At 37.1% G+C, this 21,123-nt stretch carries 20 protein-coding genes; 8 read left to right on the top strand and 12 right to left on the bottom strand.

Annotation, left to right across the window (positions count from 1 at the left end; translation table 11 throughout):
- Positions 1-118: 118 nt before the first annotated feature.
- Positions 119-487 (bottom strand): hypothetical protein, encoded by a 369-nt coding sequence (locus VIH09_RS12215; RefSeq protein ID WP_331581376.1) that lies wholly within the window; start codon positions 485-487, stop codon positions 119-121.
- A 561-nt stretch (positions 488-1,048) separates the two neighbouring features.
- Between VIH09_RS12215 and VIH09_RS12220 the strand changes: the two genes are divergently transcribed.
- Positions 1,049-1,567, top strand: coding sequence for a GNAT family N-acetyltransferase (locus VIH09_RS12220; RefSeq protein ID WP_331581378.1), 519 nt, complete (start codon positions 1,049-1,051; stop codon positions 1,565-1,567).
- A gap of 134 nt (positions 1,568-1,701) precedes the next feature.
- Here VIH09_RS12220 and VIH09_RS12225 read toward each other — a convergent pair whose 3' ends face one another.
- Together VIH09_RS12225 and VIH09_RS12230 are read right to left on the bottom strand one after the other, a co-directional pair.
- Positions 1,702-3,420 (bottom strand): hypothetical protein, encoded by a 1,719-nt coding sequence (locus VIH09_RS12225; RefSeq protein ID WP_331581380.1) that lies wholly within the window; start codon positions 3,418-3,420, stop codon positions 1,702-1,704.
- A 52-nt stretch (positions 3,421-3,472) separates the two neighbouring features.
- Positions 3,473-3,697, bottom strand: a complete 225-nt coding sequence (locus VIH09_RS12230) for a hypothetical protein (protein ID WP_331581382.1) — start codon at positions 3,695-3,697, stop codon at positions 3,473-3,475.
- A 292-nt stretch (positions 3,698-3,989) separates the two neighbouring features.
- Between VIH09_RS12230 and VIH09_RS12235 the strand changes: the two genes are divergently transcribed.
- The 7 genes from VIH09_RS12235 (at position 3,990) to VIH09_RS12265 (ending at position 13,331) form a co-directional block, all read left to right on the top strand.
- Positions 3,990-5,321, top strand: a complete 1,332-nt coding sequence (locus tag VIH09_RS12235) for an alpha/beta hydrolase (RefSeq protein WP_331581384.1) — start codon at positions 3,990-3,992, stop codon at positions 5,319-5,321.
- A gap of 55 nt (positions 5,322-5,376) precedes the next feature.
- Positions 5,377-6,477: a DUF998 domain-containing protein gene (locus VIH09_RS12240; protein WP_331581386.1), complete on the top strand. Its 1,101-nt coding sequence runs from the start codon at positions 5,377-5,379 to the stop codon at positions 6,475-6,477.
- A gap of 128 nt (positions 6,478-6,605) precedes the next feature.
- Positions 6,606-6,818, top strand: a complete 213-nt coding sequence (locus tag VIH09_RS12245; protein ID WP_331581388.1) for a hypothetical protein — start codon at positions 6,606-6,608, stop codon at positions 6,816-6,818.
- A gap of 460 nt (positions 6,819-7,278) precedes the next feature.
- Positions 7,279-7,812 carry a CHRD domain-containing protein gene (locus VIH09_RS12250; RefSeq protein WP_331581390.1) on the top strand — a complete coding sequence of 178 codons (534 nt, stop codon included), beginning with the start codon at positions 7,279-7,281 and terminating at the stop codon, positions 7,810-7,812.
- Between the two features lie 903 nt (positions 7,813-8,715).
- Positions 8,716-9,477, top strand: a complete 762-nt coding sequence (locus tag VIH09_RS12255; RefSeq protein ID WP_331581392.1) for a LytTR family DNA-binding domain-containing protein — start codon at positions 8,716-8,718, stop codon at positions 9,475-9,477.
- Between the two features lie 66 nt (positions 9,478-9,543).
- Entirely contained in the window at positions 9,544-12,924 is a 3,381-nt protein-coding gene (locus VIH09_RS12260; RefSeq protein WP_331581394.1) for a PAS domain S-box protein, read from the top strand.
- Positions 12,921-13,331: a response regulator gene (locus tag VIH09_RS12265; protein ID WP_331581396.1), complete on the top strand. Its 411-nt coding sequence runs from the start codon at positions 12,921-12,923 to the stop codon at positions 13,329-13,331. The genes VIH09_RS12260 and VIH09_RS12265 overlap by 4 nt, the downstream gene beginning before the upstream one ends.
- 329 nt (positions 13,332-13,660) lie before the next feature.
- Here VIH09_RS12265 and folE read toward each other — a convergent pair whose 3' ends face one another.
- From folE to VIH09_RS12310, 9 genes are all read right to left on the bottom strand, one after another.
- Positions 13,661-14,317: a GTP cyclohydrolase I FolE gene (gene folE, locus VIH09_RS12270; protein ID WP_331581398.1), complete on the bottom strand. Its 657-nt coding sequence runs from the start codon at positions 14,315-14,317 to the stop codon at positions 13,661-13,663.
- Complete coding sequence (locus VIH09_RS12275; protein WP_331581400.1) at positions 14,314-14,970, bottom strand: sigma-70 family RNA polymerase sigma factor; 657 nt, start codon at positions 14,968-14,970, stop codon at positions 14,314-14,316. The genes folE and VIH09_RS12275 overlap by 4 nt, the downstream gene beginning before the upstream one ends.
- Positions 14,971-14,990: 20 nt before the next feature.
- Positions 14,991-15,374 (bottom strand): hypothetical protein, encoded by a 384-nt coding sequence (locus VIH09_RS12280; protein WP_331581402.1) that lies wholly within the window; start codon positions 15,372-15,374, stop codon positions 14,991-14,993.
- 315 nt (positions 15,375-15,689) lie between these two features.
- Positions 15,690-16,142: an acyl-CoA thioesterase gene (locus VIH09_RS12285; RefSeq protein ID WP_331581404.1), complete on the bottom strand. Its 453-nt coding sequence runs from the start codon at positions 16,140-16,142 to the stop codon at positions 15,690-15,692.
- Between the two features lie 423 nt (positions 16,143-16,565).
- Positions 16,566-17,030, bottom strand: a complete 465-nt coding sequence (locus tag VIH09_RS12290) for an NUDIX domain-containing protein (RefSeq protein ID WP_331581406.1) — start codon at positions 17,028-17,030, stop codon at positions 16,566-16,568.
- Between the two features lie 694 nt (positions 17,031-17,724).
- Complete coding sequence (locus VIH09_RS12295; protein ID WP_331581408.1) at positions 17,725-18,384, bottom strand: GDSL-type esterase/lipase family protein; 660 nt, start codon at positions 18,382-18,384, stop codon at positions 17,725-17,727.
- Positions 18,385-18,500: 116 nt separating this feature from the next.
- Positions 18,501-19,241, bottom strand: a complete 741-nt coding sequence (locus VIH09_RS12300; protein WP_331581410.1) for a DUF1080 domain-containing protein — start codon at positions 19,239-19,241, stop codon at positions 18,501-18,503.
- Positions 19,242-19,279: 38 nt separating this feature from the next.
- Entirely contained in the window at positions 19,280-19,834 is a 555-nt protein-coding gene (locus tag VIH09_RS12305) for a gluconate 2-dehydrogenase subunit 3 family protein (RefSeq protein WP_331581412.1), read from the bottom strand.
- 11 nt (positions 19,835-19,845) lie between these two features.
- A partial coding sequence (locus VIH09_RS12310; protein WP_331581414.1) for a GMC oxidoreductase occupies positions 19,846-21,123 on the bottom strand: 1,278 nt, incomplete at its 5' end.

The raw sequence follows: 21,123 nt of genomic DNA on the forward strand, positions 1-21,123 counted from the left end.
GTAAATTTGATTCATACAATTTAAGTGCTAAATTGAGTCAAAAAAAAAGGGTGCATAATTCGGTGCACTCATTCTGAGAATTGTCTTTAAAGTCAATGAATACAAGGGGTTCATAATTTCACTTAGTCCCTCTTTCTCCGCAAAGGAAACCCGAAACGAAAGTTTCGGGTTTTTTGTTTTCAAGCCAGTGACAAAAGCTTGCTTGTAGGCGCAGGCTTGAAAACAAAAAAACAAACCAAAATTTATTTTGGTTCGGTTTCATTTGCAGGACTCCCCCTCTGGGATCTTGAAAAAATCCCTTTACTTGCAAGTACAGTACAAGCCCAAATATATTATGGTTTGAATCTCCCTCACAGGACTTCCCTACTCTTGGATCAGGAACTAATCCCTCTTTCTTCATCGCACAGGCTTTCAACAGAAATCTTAAAAACAAAGAAGCCTTTAAATAGCTGTATTTAAAGGCTTCTTTGTTATTTGTAATATGCAATTTTTTGCGACAAAGGCTCTCAGGTGGCCAATAAACAGACTTCTTTTTTTTGAATTGGTTTCTATTGCCTGCGAAGACATGGCAGACTCCAGCTGCACCACTATCCTATTATGCAACGCATTATCTGTTCTAATTTTAGTCCCGTATATTCGCAAAATTCTTCAATTGAAATTAATTGATGAGATGCTTTATTGAGATGCTTTTTCCCGAACTTTGGGATAGTTTTATGACACAACATACATGTTTTACTATGGGGTCTACTGAGGAGTCGGATTTCCTCCAAGAATGAGTTGTTCATTTACTATTAAAAATTGACCCTGAATTTTTGAACTTCAAAAAAATCAAATATCTTGATTATCATTGCGCAAATAAATTCAAAAAGTAGTTTCAATACATACTCCACCTAATAAAACATGCTCCATTCAATGACCCAATAACGGTCAGTGAATTGGATAATCTTTTTCAGAATATCCTTAACGCATTATTCAATAATGTATTTGCTGACAATTAATAATATTATAAATTTACTCCCTAATAACCTACACAACATAAAAACGACAATTGATTACTATTAAAAAATGCCAGAAGGACCAGCTTGATTTATTGTTTGAAACCGCCGTCCAAAGCTATAACGATACTTATCCATATCTGTGGCTGGATAAAGGAGCTTGGTATCTTGATGTGTTTTATAAAAAAGAAAACTTTAAGAAGGAACTTTCACAATCCAATACTTTTTACTTTTTGGTATATGACACACTCAAGATAATAGGCTATTTTAAACTAAATACTAGTGACTTAGCCTCCTATCCCGCATCGCACTGCACAGAAATAGATAAACTGTACCTCCTTAAAGGTTATGCTGGAAAAGGAATTGGAAATACCATCATGGAATTTATAATCTCTCTATCTGAAAAACAGCAGTGTCCAGTCTTGTGGCTTAAAGTTATGGAAAGCAGCCCGGCCAAATATTTTTATGAAAAACAGGGGTTTTTACAAACAGATAAAAGTTACTTGGATTATCCGGGAATGAAGGAGGAATACCGATCGATCATAACAATGATGAAAGAGATTAAATATTGATAAATATATAACATTTATTTCCGTTCGGCTGTTCCAGTCGGTCAACCTTATCTTTTCATTAGAATAATTTTCTGTTGCGATAAATTCTGTATACTTAATCAATAGGCTTCCCTTGTTCCCGTTCGTCATTTATCTTATTTCGGAACTAAAATCCTAGCTTTGAAACCCTTATTGGTTTGAGAATCAAAAGTAAGAATTCCATTTACTGCTTGGATACGGTTTTCCGCATTCTGGAGACCATTTTTTAAAATTAGTTTTTCCGAGAAACCAACCCCATTATCTGAATAATCAATTTTGAGTTTATTTTGTTCCATATCAAAACCGATGACCACAAAACTGCCTTGACTGTATTTTTTCATATTGACCATAAGTTCCTGTAATACTCTCTGTATGGCTATCTTTTTTTCTGTTTGAACTTTTGCCCAATCTATTGGGTTACCATTTTTAATAATAACTTCGGTACTACTACTTTTATAGCTATTGAGCATTTGTTTTAAATTCTGTTCAAAACATTCTCCAGTCTCTATGGGACTATTCACTTTAGAAAAATTTCGTGTTCTAACATATATTTTATCAAGATTATCCAGAAGATTCTCTTTTTTTATTGGATTCTGCAAATCTTGAGTTTCAGCAAAAGTCATAGCATAAAAAACATCATTAGCCAATTCATCGTGGAGTTCTTTAGAAATTCGGGTTTCCGCATTATAATTGGCTTCTAAGCGTTCCCGTTTGGTTTTAGCTTTGTAATAATTGATTATAAATACAATCCCGCCAACTAGCATGACAAATCCAAAAAACAACAAGTACTTTTGGTTCTTTTGCGTTTCAAGTTGCAAAAGGGTTTCCGCCCTTTGCCCCTTATATTCGATGTTTTCCAGAGTGGCTTTTCTGGAATCATATCTAATTTTAGCAAATTTATTTTTAGCATTATTTCGGACTTTTTTAATACTATCGTTTAGATTTACAAACAATAGGGCATAACTATTTATTCCTTTTTCTTGATTATATGACATTAAAAAAGCCAAGGCATCCAATCGTTCGTCAATGCTTTGATATTTTGTTGCTTCATTATAAGCATGTAGTGCATTCCATTTTGATTTTTGATAATCTTTATTTTGATAGTAATCAGCTAAATGCAAATAGCTTTCAATACTTCCATAGGAATCGTCAATTCCAGTTCTGATTGCTAAAGCCTGATTCATTAATGCTAGTCCCTTTGGAATCTGATTGTCTTTATAATAAGCAAATCCTAGATTGTCAATAATTCTAGCTTTTTTATTCTGTAATGAATCTAAAATAGCAGACTTTAAAAAGGGCTCCAAAAGAAAAATCGCCTCCTTATATTTTTTTTGCTCTATATAGACATTAGCTATATTGTTGAGGGGTGTAAGCCTTACTATTGAATCGCTAGCAGTTTCCAAAATTTTATTGTAATAAAAAACGGCATCATCATAGTTCTTTAGCTCTTTTGCGGAGATACCAAATAAATTATTTGCAGCTAACTGATATTGTAAATCATTGTTTATGTAAGGTAAAGCTTCGGTCAAAGTTTCTTCACTACTGTAGTAATCACCATAGGTCTGTTGGATATGTGCCATTCCAACTAGATTGTATGCAATATAACTGCTGCTGCCCTCTTCTTTAAATAATTCAGTAGATTTTAAATAATAATAGAAAGCACTATCCAGCTTATTATCTCTAGTAAAGGAATCACCTAATTCTGAATATTTCCGCGCTATATTTTTTTTCGAGGTTTCTTGTTCTTTAGAAGTATCGGTGCTTGTTTTTACACTTTCTTGACAAGATACCATAGAAAGCAAAAGCACTAAAATAAAAAACGGGGAACGAACCATATAAAGTTTCTTTGCCCGAAATTAGCAATTAATTGTAAACAAAGACTTATAATTAAGTATTTATTGGTGGTGTGATACTAATTACATCATCAGCGGGGCAATCAGTAGTCGCAAGAGTACTTGTATCAGAAAAAGAATCAGAACGGGTTTTATTGAATTGAAGACCTTTTTTTTGAACTCCAAAATCGTTTGCTTGAGTAGTTGCATTATCAATTGCATCGGCAGGCTCATACTTTAATTTAACCCCCACTTTATAATCTTCTAAAGTATTTTTCACCCTGTTTTTGCAGCGCCTCTTTGTGCCTCTATTTAATGCTAAAACTCAGCTGCAGATGATCCAAGCTGCGAATATTGGCGTAAAAGAAGATCAATTGTATCAGATGTCCTTATCGATGGTAATTTTGAATAAATATTGCTTTAAAGAAAAACAAAATCTTATATAATAATTATATATATATTTGATATACAGCGTATTACAAAATTTAAACTATCAATTGTCTTTTTCGATCGGGCAAAATAGGCGCGGCTTACGGATTGACTTTATTTAAATAACAGATAAAAGAAACCATATGGACATCATAAAAGTAATTTTTCAGATCGTGGCTGCTGTTATAGGAGGTTTGGCTGCACTACAGAGCGTGCTACTTTTCATCAGGTTGTGCTGGCCTGCACCAACTTTGTGGTTCCTAAAGCTCTATACATCGGCATTATCACCATTTCTTGCATTACTTGGTGTGTTATGCATTATTATGGGAGGCGTAAGCGGTTCTGTTTCTATCAGCTTGATTGGCTTATATGTCTTTTTTATCTTTTTGATACACATCATCCGGGTTACGCGGCCACCCCATTTTTCAAACGGTTTTGAAAAGGCTTTCGGTTCGAATTGGGAAGCCCGAATAAATCCCAATCAAAAAAAATATTTTCTTCCCTGCCGTTTAGTACTAAAATTACCTACAGTGCCCAAAGCACGAATGGAGCAAAACATTTCATTCACATCCATTCCTGACACAGGCCGAAAATTATTGTGCGATTTATGGCAGCCGCCCGAAATGATTACCCCTTCAGGTTTGGCTTTTATTTATCTGCATGGCAGTGCCTTCTATTTCCTAGACAAAGATTTGGGGACTCGTCCGTTTTTTAACCATTTGGCTGCCCAAGGGCATGTGATTATGGATGTGGCCTACCGGCTGTCTCCCGAAACGGATATGATGGGAATGGTAAACGATGTGAAACGGGCGATTGTTTGGATGAAAGAGAATGCTGATCAGTACAGCGTCAATCCCGATCGCATTGTGGTCGGTGGCGGTTCGGCAGGCGGACATCTGGCCATGCTGGCTGCTTATACGGCCGACAATCCCCTGTTCACGCCTAAGGAATTGCAACGAAAGAATATCAGCGTATGCGCAGTGATTTCAATTTATGGAACTTCTGATCTAGAGGCCGTGTATTACCATACCAACCAACATTTGACGACAGGTTCCGTTCCAGGTAGACCAAAAAAAAAGGTGCCCACTAAAATGCCTCAATGGATCATAACAAAAATGGGGAAGGAATACCATCGCCTTGGTTTTTATAAAGGTTTTGAAAAGGCGGGAGCTTTAGCCCCCCTTTTGGGCGGGCATCCAGATGAATGTCCCGAAACCTACGCTCTTTTCTCAGCAGTAACACATGTAAACTCGGACTGCCCTCCTAGCTTGTTGATTCATGGTGAAGACGACATCATGGCTCCGGTAAAATCCACCCTTTTACTACACCGCCGTTTGGCGGAGAAAAAAGTGCCCACGGTAATGCATATTTTACCGCAAACCGACCATGCCTTTGACCTTCAGTTGCCCAAAATATCTCCTTCGGCACATAATGCAATTTATGATGTGGAACGCTTTATGGCACTGATGATGTAGGAACAAAATTTTACTTGCAGCGAATAAAAGTCAATAAATAATAAAAAGAAATAGTGTGGAAACAACAACATTCAAATACCCGAGAAAAGAAGAACAAACACATCAGAATGTTGTTCAACCGCAATGGCAGCGGATTCTGCTGCTTTCCGTTCTTGGTTTCGAGGCGGCAGGCTGCTTGTTGGGCGGCAGCCTTCTGGTAGCCGCCCCGGATGGCAGCTATATGGATATGCCTGTCGACATCATGCATGGTGTCTTCAGTGACTTTCTGATTCCCGGCATCCTCCTCCTTGGATTGGGAATTATAAATGCGGTCGCCTTTTTCGCGGTCTTTCGCAAAAAGCCTTCCGACTGGATTATGGCTGGTGTCGCCTTAGGCGGACTACTCTTTTGGTTCTGGATTGAAATTGCCATTCTGCTGGAATTCCACTGGCTGCATGCCATTTGGGGGCTGCCTGTTGTCGCGGGTTTTCTATCGATCTTTTCTCTTGTTCCTTCCCGACAAAAAACATTGAGGCGTGCAGCACTCTATTGTGGCATCCTCTCTTCACTCCTCTTTACCGCCATAAATATCATCGTGCCAATGCACTATCCCGGCTATGACTGCGCTTCGCAAGTCCCCAGCGAGCTCTCGGCCATAGGCGCCCCCACACGGATGTTATGGTCTGTGCTGGCCTTCCCTTATACGTTTCTTATGTTAGCCTTCGCCTGGGGTATTTGGAAATCGGCAGGTGAAAATCGCGCACTGCGCACCACTGGAATTTTGCTATTAGCCTACGGTGCTCTGGGGTTCCTATGGCCGTTCGCTCCCATGCACCAGCGAGAGCTGTTGGCGGAGGGTGGCGGAACATTTTCAGATACCATGCATATCGCTCTTGGTGCGGTGACCAATATCCTATATCTGGCCGCTCTGGGCTTTGCCGCAACGGCAGTCGGAAAGCGGTTCCGGATGTATTCCATCGCTACATTCGTGGTTCTTCTTTTCTTCGGTATCCTGACATTCATGGATGCGCCGAAGCTCTCGACAAATGAACCCACGCCAATGATCGGGCTTTGGGAGCGCATCAACATCGGTGTTTTCCTGCTTTGGGTAGTGGTGCTGGCAATTGTCCTTCTGCGCGCAGAAAAAAAGTATGGCGGTCTTAATGGCAGTTTGTGAGTTATGGGTTGTGAGGAGTGAATGGCGAGGAGTGGATGGTGAATGGTGAAAAGCGCAAACAATTTGTTTATTTATAGAATTAAACTGCTTTTGTAAAAAATTTACTTAGTGGAACTAATATAAAACAAATGAAAGTACTATTAGAAAACGGTAATAAGCAAAAGTTTACCGCCGTTTCTTATTTTATAGGTTCTGGCGATTCTTATAAAAGCCTATTACCAAAACACGCTTCAGCATCTCCCCATTGCATGCCTGTCTCTCGTGTTTCACTCGACTCCGATACAATTCCCTTTAGCCAAGCCTCAAATACATGGCCTATTATTCCAGTGCACAAACATTAAAACAGAAAAGAAAATTACTTCCTTAATTTCCGGCGCGCATAAGACCTTCCCAAAAGCGAGAAATTAATAAATCCCCTTTATAAAATAAAGTTTCAAAGCGATTCATCCCATCTATTTTCGAATTCCTAATTCGGAGTCGCTGAATTCTTCTTATCGCTCCGTTTGGAAAGGGCGCAACTTCCGGTTGATCTCATTTGCCATATAGTCCTGAAAAACCATTATAAAGACCAGTTATCCGTACTGCTATACAGTTATAACTTTTCGGTTTTCAGTTAAAGGAAATCCTCTTTACTTTATACCATATTTTGATAATTTATTATTTAAGATAATCCTAAATTTCAATCTGACAAACATTAAAATATTTTCAATTTTTATATAAAAAACCAACCTTAAGACAAACTGCTTCAACCATTACCTGCCTCGTTTGCTTACTGAAAAACCAATCAACACAAAAAAACAAATGAAACTCTTACTTAAATCTTTATTACTGTCCTTTATTGTATCAGCTATTGCTTCCTGCACGACGGATGACCTGGCCAGTTCTAATCCAGAGGCTACTTTTAAAGCTAACTTAAGCGACGGAAGTGGGGCCTCTGCCACTTCAAAAGCGACAGAAACGGTCATACTTAGCTTTGACACTATTACAAAAACATTCTCACTTACCGGAATAACAGCGGATTACGGTTATATTAGCAAAGGGAGTGTTGAAGCCGATGAGCCGCCAGTTTTTATTTTGTCAGATTTAAACACTCGAATGACTTACAAAAGTGCTCCTTTAAGTGCAACCCAGGAAGCGGATCTCAACGCCAATATGTATTATATTAGTCTTTACAGCAGCGCTTTTCCGAAAGTTCAAATAAGCGGACAGCTCATTAAGCAAGTGCCAGGATCAGATGCTCCGCCCGCTCCTGCACCTACTCCTGCACCTGCTCCTGCACCTGCTCCTTCCCTTCCACCTGCTCCTTCCCTTCCACCTGCTCCTCCTGGCAATTAGCGAATTTTGGGGTTTATTGCGGCTGGGAAATACGCGAGGTATACATCTACTTTAATCACGCCCGCAAGCTTGTCGTGGCCGCCCGAGTTCCGATAATTGGAGTGACATAGTACAATAATTCGTCTTTAACGTCAGCGGCGGAAGGATCTTTTGAGACAAAATCTCTGTGAAATTCTCAGACATATCTGCCACTGGAATTTCGTTTTCGTAAAAAGTCAATCAGGACCGCAAGAAATTTGTCTTCAGTTTTTAAGCCAACGCAATTATAAGGTATTACAAAGCAAAACACAGTTCCATTGCAAAACTGGCTTGCATAGATACCTAAAACTATTTTGCAGCCCGCTTCTGTCATCAGATTAAAGCTAATCGAGATAAAAAATTCGCAAGGATTTAGATTCCACAATTATGGAGAGTCCACAGATCAGTTGAAATCCATATGGCGCCAGGGCGTGCATGCAGCTTTACGTAAATTTCTAAAGGCCAAACACTCCTACAACACTTATCAGCCTTACAATCAATCTCATCAATGTACGACCTTCAGCTTAAATGGCATAGTACTTGTCATTATATAGGAAATCAAGAAAGGAAAAAAAATTACTTTTGTAACATTAAGTTAAGGTGTTGATTGTACCGCTAGATAGAATTCTATTAGTCGGGGGCGATGAAGAATCAATAATTAGTGCAGCTGAGCTGGGCAGCTACAGAATCTATTAGATATGAAATAGTAATTATCTAGCCCAACAATCTGAGGTGATTTTAATACCAAGACAACAGTAAGGGAAATTAGTTCTCACTTATGCCTAAATAAAGTACGACTATTACTTTTGCTTCAAAAATAAAACAGAATTTTTACCGTACACTCAATTTATATGCTATATTAAAATCTTATAACAAATACCGCCTATGACGCCTATTAATGCAGTAATCATAACCGAAGAAAAGGATAGCTTACTAATTCTAAAAAAATTTGAGGAAGAAAACTTTATGATTATAAAAATAATTGGCGACGCAACATCGGTAATTGATGGGATTAATGCAGTAAAGTTGACAAAACCTGACGTCATTTTCTTAGATATTACTCTAAAAGACAATACTTTTTTTGAAATGCTCGAACAATTGGAATTTAGCGTTCCAAAACTTGTTTTTATTTCTGCTAATGAAAATTATGCCGTTAAAGCATTTAAACACAACGCAATTGATTTCATCTTAAAACCCATCGATTTTAACGCGATTATTTTAGCCGTTTACAAAGTTATCAAAAGGAACGAAATGGAGCATTCGTATCAAAATCAAAAAATTAATGACATTAATATTCTGAACTCCTTTAATCAAAATAGTGATTACCTAGCCATTTCCTCATTAGATAAAATCGAACTGATCCATATGTCGGAAATACTTTTTTGCAAAGCAGACGGAAAATACACTTATTTTTTTCTGCTTAATGGCAAAAAAATAATGTCCAGTAGAAATTTAGGGGAATATAGCAACCTTCTGGACAACAACTATTTTTTTAGAATACATCATTCTTTCATTGTTAACCTGCGCCATATCATTAAAATTTCAAAGAAAGATGGTTATTTCTGTGAATTTTCAAACGGATCAATTTTGCCTGTCGCCAAAAGACGTCAAGATGATTTTAATAAATTCATAAAGCTTAAGGAATAATGAAAAAGCAAAACCATTGGATTTTTTGTGCTTTTCCTCAAACCATTTTAAAAAGTAATGATACTTATGAAAACTAAAATATTAATTGTCGAACACAACCTCTCTGCTGTTTCATTGATTCAGCAGGAGTTGAATATGGGCTGTGTCAATTATATATCAAAAATGGTGCGGACGGAAAATGAGTATGAAAAGGCGCTTCATAATTTCAAGCCAGATATTATAATTTCAAATTATTTCCTTCCATCTTCTTTTGAAGGTATCACTGCATTTGAATTGAAAGAAAAACTAGCGCCGCAAACGCCGTTTATTTTTGTGGCAAAAGACATTGATTTAGAAAATGCGATAAAACTCATAAAGATTGGAGTGACCGATTTAGTGTTAGCAGAAAACATCAGCAGCTTAACCGATAAAGTGAACTGCGCCCTAAAACAAGCTAAGTATGCTGTATTCAATCAATCAGAAAAAAAACGCACCGAAGAATTATGGCAGAATGAAGCCAAATTTCAGGCTTTGTATGAAAATAGTGTTGATGGAATCCTTCTTACTGTAACCGATGGACAGATTCTGGCAGCAAACCCCGCTGCCTGTAAAATTTTTAAAAGGACCGAACAGGAAATTATTGATGGTGGAAGATTTGGTCTTGTAGATAACAGCGACCCTCGGTTAAAATCAATGATAGCAGAGCGCCAACGCACGGGATGGGTAACAGGAGAAATTACATTGGTTTATAAAGATGGAAGTAAGTTCCCGGGTGAACTAACTGCGGCAGTATATAATGACAAGAATGGCGAACGGCGAACCTCGATGATTGTACGCAATATATCGGAACGAAAGGAGGCAGCGCAAAAGCTCGCACAATCTGCCAATGATTTACAGCAGGCATTACATGACCGGAACAAAATATTGGATTCCACCTTGGATGTGATTTGTTCCTTTGACGAAGAAGGACGATTTGTTAGCGTAAATGCTGCATCAGAATACCTTTGGGGCTATAAACCCGAGGAATTAATGGGCAAAAAATATATCGATTTTGTATTTCATGAAGATATTGAAAAGACCCGTAAAACAGATATCTCAATTAAAAGCGGCTTGCCCGTTACTGTTTTTGAGAATCGATACATTAAGAAGGATGGCTGCGTTGTGCCTATACTTTGGTCCTCCAGATGGGATGAAAAGGGCAAAAAGAGTTATGCCATAGCCAAAGATGCCACCGACAAACAAAACTTAGAGAAAGCATTTGAAATTGAAAGACAGCGCTTCCATGATTTGTATTCACAGGCGCCTTCCTGCATGGGGATTTTAAAGGGTCCCAACCATGTCTATGAATTGGCAAATGAGCTTTATTTACAATTGATCGATAGAACAGATATCATTGGCAAAACCGTAAAAGAAGTATTGCCAGAACTGGAATCACAAGGGATTTTTGTGTTTTTGGATACCGTTTATCAAACGGGTGAAACTTTTTCGGCCAATGAAATGCTCGTTCAATTTGATCACCATGGAAATGGAAAACTGGTGGATACCTATTTAAATTTCATTTATCAGGCACATCGGGGTACGGACAATAATATTGACGGTATTCTTTTCTTTGCCAATGATGTAACGGAGCAAGTCCTATCACGCAAAAAAATTGAGGAGAGCGTGCTGCGCTATAGTTCTCTGATAGAACAGGCAAGTGATGCCATCTGTATTATTGATGTTTCGATGAAAATTACAGATGTAAATCACTATGCCTGCCTGAAGTCTGGGTATTCTAGAGAAGAGATTTTACAGCTTTCCCTTGAGGACTTTTTTTTAGCAGAAGACCTTATCGCAAATCCCTTAAAATTGGATGCCTTGAAGGAAGGGAAAACCGTCAGGGACGAACGAAGAATCAAAAGAAAAGACGGCACTTTAATTGACGTGGAATTATCGGCAAAAATGCTGAAAGATGGCAATACGATTCTCTTTGGCCGTGATATGACCGATCATAAAAAAGCGCAACGGGCCTTGATGGAAAGCGAAAAAAAATACCGTCAGATAGTGGAAACCGCACAAGAAGGAATATGGCTGATTGATGAAAACCACAAAACCACTTTTGTTAACGACAAAATGTGTCAAATATTAGAATATACCCAAAAAGAAATGATTGGAAAGGAGATCTTTTATTTTATGGACGAAGAGGGAAAGCAACTCGCCACCAAATTAATGGAGGGTAAAAAAGCAGGTAAATCTGACAACAGAACCTTTAAATATATTTCTAAATCGGGTAAAGAAATTTGGGCAAATGTTGCCGCAAATCCGTTTATAAGTGAAACGGGGGAGTATAAAGGAGGTATGGCCATGGTTGCCGATATCACCAAAATTAAAAAAGCGGAACATGCCCTGAAGGAAAATGAAAAAAAATATAGGTACTTATTTGAAAACAATCCAATGCCCATGTGGATAACGGAATTAAATACTTTTAAATTCCTTGATGTAAATAAAATGGCCGTCCTGCAATATGGGTACAGCCGAGAGGAATTCCTTTCTATGACTGCAATTGACGTAAGACCGCAGCAGCACAAAGAATCGTTTACGGAGTTTAATGATTCTTTGCTATATGAGCCAGAAAATTTCTACAAGGGAATATGGAATCATCAGAAGAAAAACGGAACCGTCTTTCCGGTTGAAATTATTGCACATGAAATCATTTATGAAGGAGTTCCGGCACGGTTTATTCTTTCAAATGATATCACCGATAGAAGAAAAGCAGAGCTAAATCTAGAAAAGCGCAATAAGGAACTCATCAAAACCAATTCAGAACTGGATCGTTTTGTATACAGCATCTCTCATGATTTGCGTTCTCCGCTGACCTCTATCCTCGGCCTGATTTCTTTTATTGAAACCGAAAGCCTGGAAGTCGATACCCTTGAACATGCAGGAATGATACGCAATAGCATCAATCGTTTGGATGACTTTATTAAAAATATTTTAAGCTACTCGCAAAACAACCGAAGCAGCTTGGAGATAGAAAAAATACTATTGCAGCAAACCGTTATCGATGTTGTCGAATCGCTTCAAAGCATGAAACAGGCCCAAGGAATTGTTTTCGATATTGATGTCAAGGAACATTACCCTTTCTATTCAGATCGCCAGCGTTTTAAAACCATCATCGAAAATCTAATTTCTAATGCGATAAAGCACCATAAAAATAGTGTCTCAGGCAGGTACATAAAAATTACCGGCCGCTATGACAACGATAAACTTCAACTCACAATAGCTGATAACGGGATCGGGATTGCGCCAGAAAACCATCAAAAAATATTCGATATGTTTGTTCGCTTGTCAGGTAAAACAGATGGTTCCGGTATTGGCTTATATATCGTTATGGAAACCATAGAAAAACTTGAAGGCTCTATTGAGGTTAAGTCCGAGCTAGAAACCGGAACTACATTTATTATTACTCTAAAAAACTTAAAACCATGATAGAAGAATTAAAACCAAAATTTCAAACGGTGATGATCATCGATGATAATACCATTGATCTTTATATCTCATCACGCCTGATCACTAAAAATTATTTTGGCAAAAAAGTATTGGAGTATTCCAATGCTATGGAGGCGTTACAATATTTGCAAGAAAACCAGAATAATAGCATAATGCTGCCTCAGGTAATTTTTGTAGACATATATATGCCCCTGATGTCCGGTTTCGAATTTTTAGAGGCATATGAAAAACTCCCACTCGATTTTAAACAAAATTGCCGAGCGTATGTTATTTCCTCCACTATTGATGACGACGACATTGGCCGTGCCCGAAGAGATAAAAACGTTATTTCCTTTCAGGTAAAACCTATCAATAAGGAATTCCTTGACCGCATTGTAGTAGACTAATAGCTGATCGCTTGACTATAATTGTCAAATGCCTACTTTTATAAAACATTATCGTGAAGATCTAATTGAAAAAAAATCAACGCAGAAATTCGAAACATTCAAAACTGAATCTGAATCGCTAATTAAAAAAAGGTGTCAGAGTAGCCTGAGCAAGACACCAAAAATCAACTTTAGGGCTAGAGAAACTATTAAAAGAATTTAGAAAGTGGAAGGGGGCAAAAAAATAGATTTGCTTCCAATTGTCAGTCCTTCGGATTTTATGAAGAGTTTTTTTATACTTCCCTAGCCCATCAAAAAACCGTCTCTTACAGTCTTCTAGGTCATTTCTATTATTTCGTTAAAGATATAAATTCGGCTTTATTTTTTTTGTCTTGAAATTTTCCCGAATAATGAGCCGTAATTGTGCTTGTATTAGTGTCTTTGATGCCGCGAGAAGCTACGCAAAGATGTGTCGCCTCAATAATTACTGCAACATTGTCTGATTGTAAGGCCTCTTTTAAACCTTCAGCAATTTGATTCGTTAATCTCTCTTGAACTTGTGGTCGTTTTGCATAATATTGTACTAAACGATTTATTTTAGACAAGCCAATTACCTGACCATCAGAAATATAGGCTACATGAACTTTTCCTATAATTGGCACAAAGTGGTGCTCGCAATATGAATATAAAGTGATGTCTTTTTCGATCAGCATTTCGTTATATTCATACTTATTTTCAAAGAGTTTCCCTTCCGGTTTATTTGCCGGATTCAAACCGCTAAAAACTTCTTTAACATACATTTTTGCCACTCTAAATGGTGTTCCACTTAAGCTATCGTCGCTTAGATCTAAACCCAAAATGTGCATTATTTCCCTGAAATGATTTTCTATCAGTTCTATTTTCCTATTGTCGTCCATATCGAATGCCCCGACACGCATTGGAGTTTCCAATGAGGTTCCAACATGTTCTTCGCCTATTAATTCAAGTAAATCTTGTGTCGTACTCATATTGCTGATTTCTTTAATTTATCCATTACATTTTCTACCATTTTGTCGCAATAAATTAGATTAAATTCATAAATATCTTCTGTCGAATATGATTTTTCCACTTCTTTTCTCAACATTGATTTTGCTCTATTTAATCTAACTTTTACGTTTGCTTCACTAATATCCAAAGCATCCGCAGTTTCTAAAACATTTAATCCATTGACTTCCCGCAAAGAAAAAACCATCCTATAGTCTAATGGAATTTGTTGCAATGCATTTTCTATCACACCGCATAATTCGTGGTTGATTACAGTTTTGTTCGTGTCCGTATGTTTATGGTTTGAAAACATTGGTGTCGCTATTTCGTTTATTTTGGCATTAATTATGTTTTTTGAACTCCATCTTTGTTGCTTTCTGAAACAATTATTGAGCATTATTTTTATAATCCAAGTTTTGAAAGCGGAACGATTTTCAAATTTTGACAAGCTTGTAAAAGCATCAATGTAAGAGTCTTGCATCAGGTCTTGCGTATCTTCATGGTTGTAATTGTAAGAACGACCAACTTTATATAAAAACGGATTATACCTACGAATTATAATTTCAAATAATTCAACTTCTCCTGCCCCAATTTTTTGTACAACTTCTAAATCGGTATATTTTTCAAATGCTGTCATAGCTATTTTTTGTTGATTATTTAGGCTACAAATTTAGCTATTCTTGCCATTGAAAATGCTGAAATTGCCATCACAAGGTCTCGAACTGCAACATCTACATAGCTAAAACTCACCAAAAGTGTTAATGCAATTAATGCTAACCAGGCGCTAACAACATAACCACCAATTTCTGTTTTTATAAAAACAACTATTCCTGCCACAATTTCAATAACTCCGACTATGATCATAAATGTATGCGCAGAAAACGGTAACATTCCGGTAAGTGTTGGGTTGATATATTGTTCCCAGTCGGTTAATATATTCGTGAATTTGTCTAGACCTGCAACAATAGGCAGTAATCCAAAAGTGAATTTTAGTAAGATAAATGTTGGTTTGATCGCTTGTTGTAAATTTGTACTTTCCATATTTTTCAAAAATTTTAATTGTTTTAAACCAATATCGGCTTATATAACATTAGAGTTTGCCTGAAATGAAAAGGTTACAAATAGTTTAGGTTTTTATTGAATAAGGTCTTTCTATAGAACGTTTTTGGGCTTTGCATTGATTGATTTGAACTTGTCTCTTATGCCCGCTAAGGCAAAACCCATGTTATGGACCCTTAACAAGAAAATTGTATTTGTCCATAAGGCTTGTTGTCCGAAAAGCAGTTTAGTTATTGTCAAAATGTTCGCTTTAAAAATGGAAACAACGGTTAATGGATAGTTGTTAAGCAAATATTATTACACGGTATTGGCGGAAGTTTCTTCCATATTTTCAAAATGTTCAATTAATTTCCTTCTATCAGCAGGAATTTCTTTTGCTTTTTTTAAATCATAATCGTAACAAGCAATAACGGCTTTTCCCTCAGCAACGATTTCTTCTGTACTGTTATCATCTGTATTTTTGGTTATCTTCCAAGACAAGTCAAAGCTTTTAGTCCCCAATCGGGAACATCTCGTATGGACATTGATTTTGTCCTCAAAAGATATAGCTTGTCGGAAGTCAATATCAAAATGCGCCATTATCAGTCCTTTTTGCGAGTGCCAATCTGTATTTACACCTACGACACTGTCAAAATATTGCAGTCTTGCATATTCTACATATGTAAAATAATTTGCATTGTTGACATGACCCATCATATCTAGATCTTTAAAACGGACTTGAATTTCTACTTTATGTTTGAATGAGGACATTATATACTATTTAATTTTAAAGTTTAGGTTTTTCGTTCAAATATAAAGAATGAGTGCAAACATCCCAGTGGGTTTTGAGACTAAATTTAGCATTATATTTTTGATTACAGTCAAATCACCAGCAATACAAGCCCATTTACAAATTATTGCGAACTCCATTTTATCATTGCTATCATCGGATGATAGTGATTTTATACCTAGTATTCAGGTATGGACAACCAATTCCAACAGTTTAAAGTATTAATTTCCAGTTCAGGAAAGTCGATACAGCACTGAAAACAAATGAGAATAGCTATCGAAAACAGCAGTAAGCAAAAGTTTACCGCCGCTTTTTATTTTATAGGTTCTCCTAATAATTTGATTTTGTTTCTACATCCGCTATGCGGAGCGTATTCCCATATCCTTGCGCTGCATTCTTCTCGCTCAAGGCTCGATCTTCGCTAGCAGCTGCAAAATAAGATCTCGCATCGCTTCATTGATTTTCACCAAGGCTTCCTCGACGGTAAACCATTGCGCCTTGTCTATTTCGGGGAAAGTTTTTATGGTTCCTGACTTTGGTGGCCATTCGATTTCAAAAGTATTGCTTACTATGGTATCCGCATTAATATCCCCCTCTAAAGCCCAGGTATAAACTATTTTGCCTGATTTTAATTTTACCGGAGAGAGTTCTGTAAAGTGTCCCTCTAAACGGGTAGCGGTTTCTTCTTCAAATTCTCTGATAGCGGCATCAAATGCATTTTCTTCCTCAGTAAATTCTCCTTTTGGTATTGACCAATGTCCTTTATCGTTGCCCTCCCAAAAAGGACCACCGGGATGTACCAACAGGATATACAATTGGCCGTCAATTCTTTTATACAAAAGTATTCCAGCGCTTTTCTTTGACTTCATTCTTATGATATATTTAGCTGTAGCCATACCTTTACGACATCATTATGACAAAATTTATCGCAATAGTTGGCGGATTTTTTTTATCAGTACAGATCCAAAACCGGGTATGCATTATCTATTTCTGTAATCTGTTTCTAAAACTGCAACGGATAAAAAAAATAGCCTAATTAATAGTTAAAAACCTTATTTACAATTACTTCTGATATATTATTTGTATCTTTGAGTGTGTTTTTGATTAATCACTTGAGTAAAGCCCTCTGAAAAGAGAAGATTATTCAAATAGTCATTTCATGCTCAGCGGGTGTGATTTGATAAATGGTAAATCAGAATCACAATCGGAGGCCCTTTAAAAAGGCCTCCTTTTTTGTTCTGTGTCACTGCAACTCATGCTGCCATTTACGCATTAAAATAAAATTGGCCAACACGTTAAAAAACTATTGTAAGGCATATATCATTTCATCAACCATCGATAATGATAATATCGCTCGCGCGAACGGAGATAAAAATGTAGTTCGCTTTCAGGTAAAACCCATCAATAAGGAATTCCTTGACCGCATTTGAATAGACCAAGAGTTTATAGCTTGATTTTTTTCGTACAAACTTCTCGGGATTAAGAACAAGACATTGACATATTATAACTTGCCAGTGCCTTCACAAACGATAAAGCCTGATTTTGTGTTGATGGCTTATCTTTTCAATTAACGTAGTTATAAAGCTCTATTGTCAATATTTTATATCCTTGGGGATTCAAATGCAATTCGTCTTCCAGATACAAACTTGCCTTTGGTTTTCCATCTTCATCCAACAATTTATTCCAAATTTTCACGATATGATTGTTCGATTGTTTTTTTAAATATTTTTCAATTTTACGATTCGCATCAATCATCTTATTTCTCATTTCCCAACGCGACGGACTTGGTTTTATGGCCAAATAAACAATTGGAATTATTGGGAATTTCAAACGAATATCTTGATATAGTTGTTTGAATCTTTTGGCAACCTCTTTTCCGCTTACCTTAGGATAGTCATTGGCAATATCATTTTCGCCGCAATAAATCACTATTTTCTTGGGATGGTATGCAAATATTATTTCATCTTCATAATTTATTAAATCTACTAAGGTCGAACCTCCAAATGCTCGATTTATGATTTTGTTATTGTCGAAATCTTTTCGCACTTCATCACCCCAAATAGTAAAAGTAGAACTACCTATGAAAAGTATGACATCTTTTTGAGGCGGATTAACTTTATCGTAATTTCTGAATTTTATAATGTCTTCATAGTATGGTTTTTCTTGAGCTTTACTTTGGATAAAGGAAATAAGAGCAAATACTAAAACAAGCGTTTTTTTCATAATGATTAGATTAAATAGTTCTTCTGTCATTTGTTAAAAAATATTCTTAGTACATTTATATAAATGCTGGACTATACATTGTTTCACGATACTTTGATTGATTTATGGCAACTATCCTACAATTTTTTAATCATTATATTTCTGTACCAAACGGCTGCACCATGATCCTGCAGGGCTATTTTTCCGGTTCTGAAAGTCCCGAATCCGGGCATCTCTTTAAATTTGGTTGCATCAATTAAACCTTTCCAATTTCTGTCCCAGATTGTTGTAGAGATCACCTTTACATCATTTAAAAACACCCTCAATTTGCCGTTTTTACTTATTATTTCCAATTGATTCCATACGCCTTCAGGTTTTGCCACATCCTTATTACAGGATACTAAATCATACAAATCGCCAGCTCGACATTTATCTATCTTGCCATCCTCATTATTTTGGTTATCGGCAACTTGACATTCGATCCCTGTCTGCCATGGGTATTCGTATTGTTTTCCTTCTTGGACATAAAACATGATACCACTGTTTCCTCCCTTAGAAATTTTCCATTCTATTTTAAAATCGAAATTTTCAAAAATTTTGTCATAAACAATATCGCCGCCATTTGCGGTTTGCCAACCTTCCTTTTTTGAAGAATCCAAATGTAAGGTTCCTCCATCCACTTTCCACGCTGAACCTAAAATAGTCTTGTTGAAAGTATGCCAACCGATTGTAGATACACCATCAAATAATAATTGCCAGCCTTCCTTTTTTTGTTTTTCCGTAAGTAAATTAGTGTCATTTGCGAACGTTTTTTTTTGCGCATTAGCACTCGCAATCATACAAAATAGGCTTACGATTATTGCAGTTGTTTTTTTCATATTATTCCTTGTTTTTTATTTCATTTGATAAAAATTATCTACGCCCATGACTTCTCCCCTTTTTTGTATGGGATGCTTCCTTCATATTTTCCCGGCACCGGTTTATAACGTAGCACTTGTGTAGCCCCTGCCTCCGAGGTAAAAAAGCCCAATAAAGTTAATTGCTTCATCATAGTGAAATAATGTATCGCTTCCTCTTCTCTTTTTTGCCGGTTGTATTTTTTGGCATCGGCATCGATAACGATAAGCAACTCTTGTTTCTGCGTTTTAGTTATTTCCATGAATGAACTTCCAAACTTATTTTCGGAGGCTTCATTCATTTTTGTGATTCCTTTCCGCAAATTTTCTTTGTCCGTGTCATTGTAGCAATCAGTCGCGAATAAGGCCATAAATTTTCCCGTTTCGGCATCCTTTGCGCCAGGGGTTTCGGTCTTAGGGATAATGGTCTCTGCCACTTCGTCGAAAAAATTAATGTCAAACGGGGTAAAATTGTCTCTCTTATCACTTTTGCATCCCACTAAAAATAAATCTGCGCCCACAAAGGAGGCAGCAGTTAAAATGGCAATATTTTTTATTAAATCACGTCTGTTCATTTCTGAGTTATTTAAAGGTTTCCTTTTCTCATTTCATCAACCGCATAATTAACCGCTCTGGCAGTAAGCGCCATGTATAATATTGACGGACTTTGATTACCCGTACTTGTCATACAGGCACCATCCGTTACAAAAACATTTTTACACAGGTGCATTTGGTTCCATTCATTCAGTAAAGAGGTTTTGGGGTCTTTTCCCATTCTTACCCCACCCATTTCATGTATGTCCAATCCCGGCGGCTGTCTGTTTTCATTGGTTACGATATTTTGTGCGCCAGCTGCCTCTAGCATGGCTTTCCCCTGCTCCAAAAAATCCTTAACCATCTTATCATCATTGTCATCATAATCCACGGATGTTATCAATAGTGGAATACCCCATTGATCTTTTTTCTCTTGGCTTAATCTAACGTGATTACTTTCCTTAGGAATAGTCTCGCCTTGCATATACATGTAAGCAGACCATTTTCCGGGTTGGCTAATTTGTTCTTTAAAGTTTTCGCCAATGGTTTCGGTAAGTCCTTTCTCACTCAGTTTCTCTCTACCCGCTCCAGAAAATATAACGTAACCGCCCACAAAATCAGTATCTTGTTCCTCTACGTTTCTAAAATTTGGAATGATACATTCTGCAGGTTTGGACACTTTATAATACTTATCTTCATAACCATCAAATTCGCCGCTCATACCCGCCCTGTAGTTATGAAAACAAATATACTTGCCGAGCAGGCCATTGTCATTTCCCAAGCCATTTGGGAAACGTTTGGAAACTGAATTAAGCAAAATAAGATTTGTATTTAACGCGGATGCATTGGCAAAAATTATTTTCGCGTAATATTCAATTTCCTCTTTGGTATTAGTGTCAATTATTTTTACTCCAATTGCTTTTTGTTTCTCTTCATCATAAATAATCGAATGAACCACAGAGAAAGGTCTAATGGTCAGGTTCCCGGTTTTCTCCGCCCAAGGCAAAGTGGAAGTCACAGAGCTGAAATAGCCTCCAAAGGGACAGCCCCTCATGCATAGATTTCTATTTTGGCACTGCGCCCGACCTTGCTCTGTGTGTATTTTTTGCGGTTCTGTGATTTGTGCCCATCGCCCCGAAACATAATGCCTACCAAATTTTGTGGCAAGTGTTTCTTGCAAATGTTGTTCCACACTATTCAATTCATATGCTGGCAAAAATTCGCCATCGGGCATGGTTTCAATATTTTCCTTGCTTCCGCAAACACCGATGAATTTTTCTACATGACTGTACCATGGAGCGATATCTTGGTAACCAATAGGCCATTCAAT

Origin of the sequence: Flavobacterium sp., assembly GCF_036515215.1 — a bacterium.
Lineage (GTDB): Bacteria > Bacteroidota > Bacteroidia > Flavobacteriales > Flavobacteriaceae > Flavobacterium.

Coding starts and splice junctions, on each gene's coding strand:
- VIH09_RS12225 (WP_331581380.1), bottom strand. CDS start 3,420: ATGGTTCGTTCCCCGTTTTTTATTTTAGTGCTTTTGCTTTCTATGGTA.
- VIH09_RS12235 (WP_331581384.1), top strand. CDS start 3,990: ATGGACATCATAAAAGTAATTTTTCAGATCGTGGCTGCTGTTATAGGA.
- VIH09_RS12245 (WP_331581388.1), top strand. CDS start 6,606: ATGAAAGTACTATTAGAAAACGGTAATAAGCAAAAGTTTACCGCCGTT.
- VIH09_RS12250 (WP_331581390.1), top strand. CDS start 7,279: ATGAAACTCTTACTTAAATCTTTATTACTGTCCTTTATTGTATCAGCT.
- VIH09_RS12255 (WP_331581392.1), top strand. CDS start 8,716: ATGACGCCTATTAATGCAGTAATCATAACCGAAGAAAAGGATAGCTTA.
- VIH09_RS12260 (WP_331581394.1), top strand. CDS start 9,544: ATGAAAACTAAAATATTAATTGTCGAACACAACCTCTCTGCTGTTTCA.
- VIH09_RS12265 (WP_331581396.1), top strand. CDS start 12,921: ATGATAGAAGAATTAAAACCAAAATTTCAAACGGTGATGATCATCGAT.
- folE (WP_331581398.1), bottom strand. CDS start 14,317: ATGAGTACGACACAAGATTTACTTGAATTAATAGGCGAAGAACATGTT.
- VIH09_RS12275 (WP_331581400.1), bottom strand. CDS start 14,970: ATGACAGCATTTGAAAAATATACCGATTTAGAAGTTGTACAAAAAATT.
- VIH09_RS12280 (WP_331581402.1), bottom strand. CDS start 15,374: ATGGAAAGTACAAATTTACAACAAGCGATCAAACCAACATTTATCTTA.
- VIH09_RS12285 (WP_331581404.1), bottom strand. CDS start 16,142: ATGTCCTCATTCAAACATAAAGTAGAAATTCAAGTCCGTTTTAAAGAT.
- VIH09_RS12290 (WP_331581406.1), bottom strand. CDS start 17,030: ATGAAGTCAAAGAAAAGCGCTGGAATACTTTTGTATAAAAGAATTGAC.
- VIH09_RS12295 (WP_331581408.1), bottom strand. CDS start 18,384: ATGAAAAAAACGCTTGTTTTAGTATTTGCTCTTATTTCCTTTATCCAA.
- VIH09_RS12300 (WP_331581410.1), bottom strand. CDS start 19,241: ATGAAAAAAACAACTGCAATAATCGTAAGCCTATTTTGTATGATTGCG.
- VIH09_RS12305 (WP_331581412.1), bottom strand. CDS start 19,834: ATGAACAGACGTGATTTAATAAAAAATATTGCCATTTTAACTGCTGCC.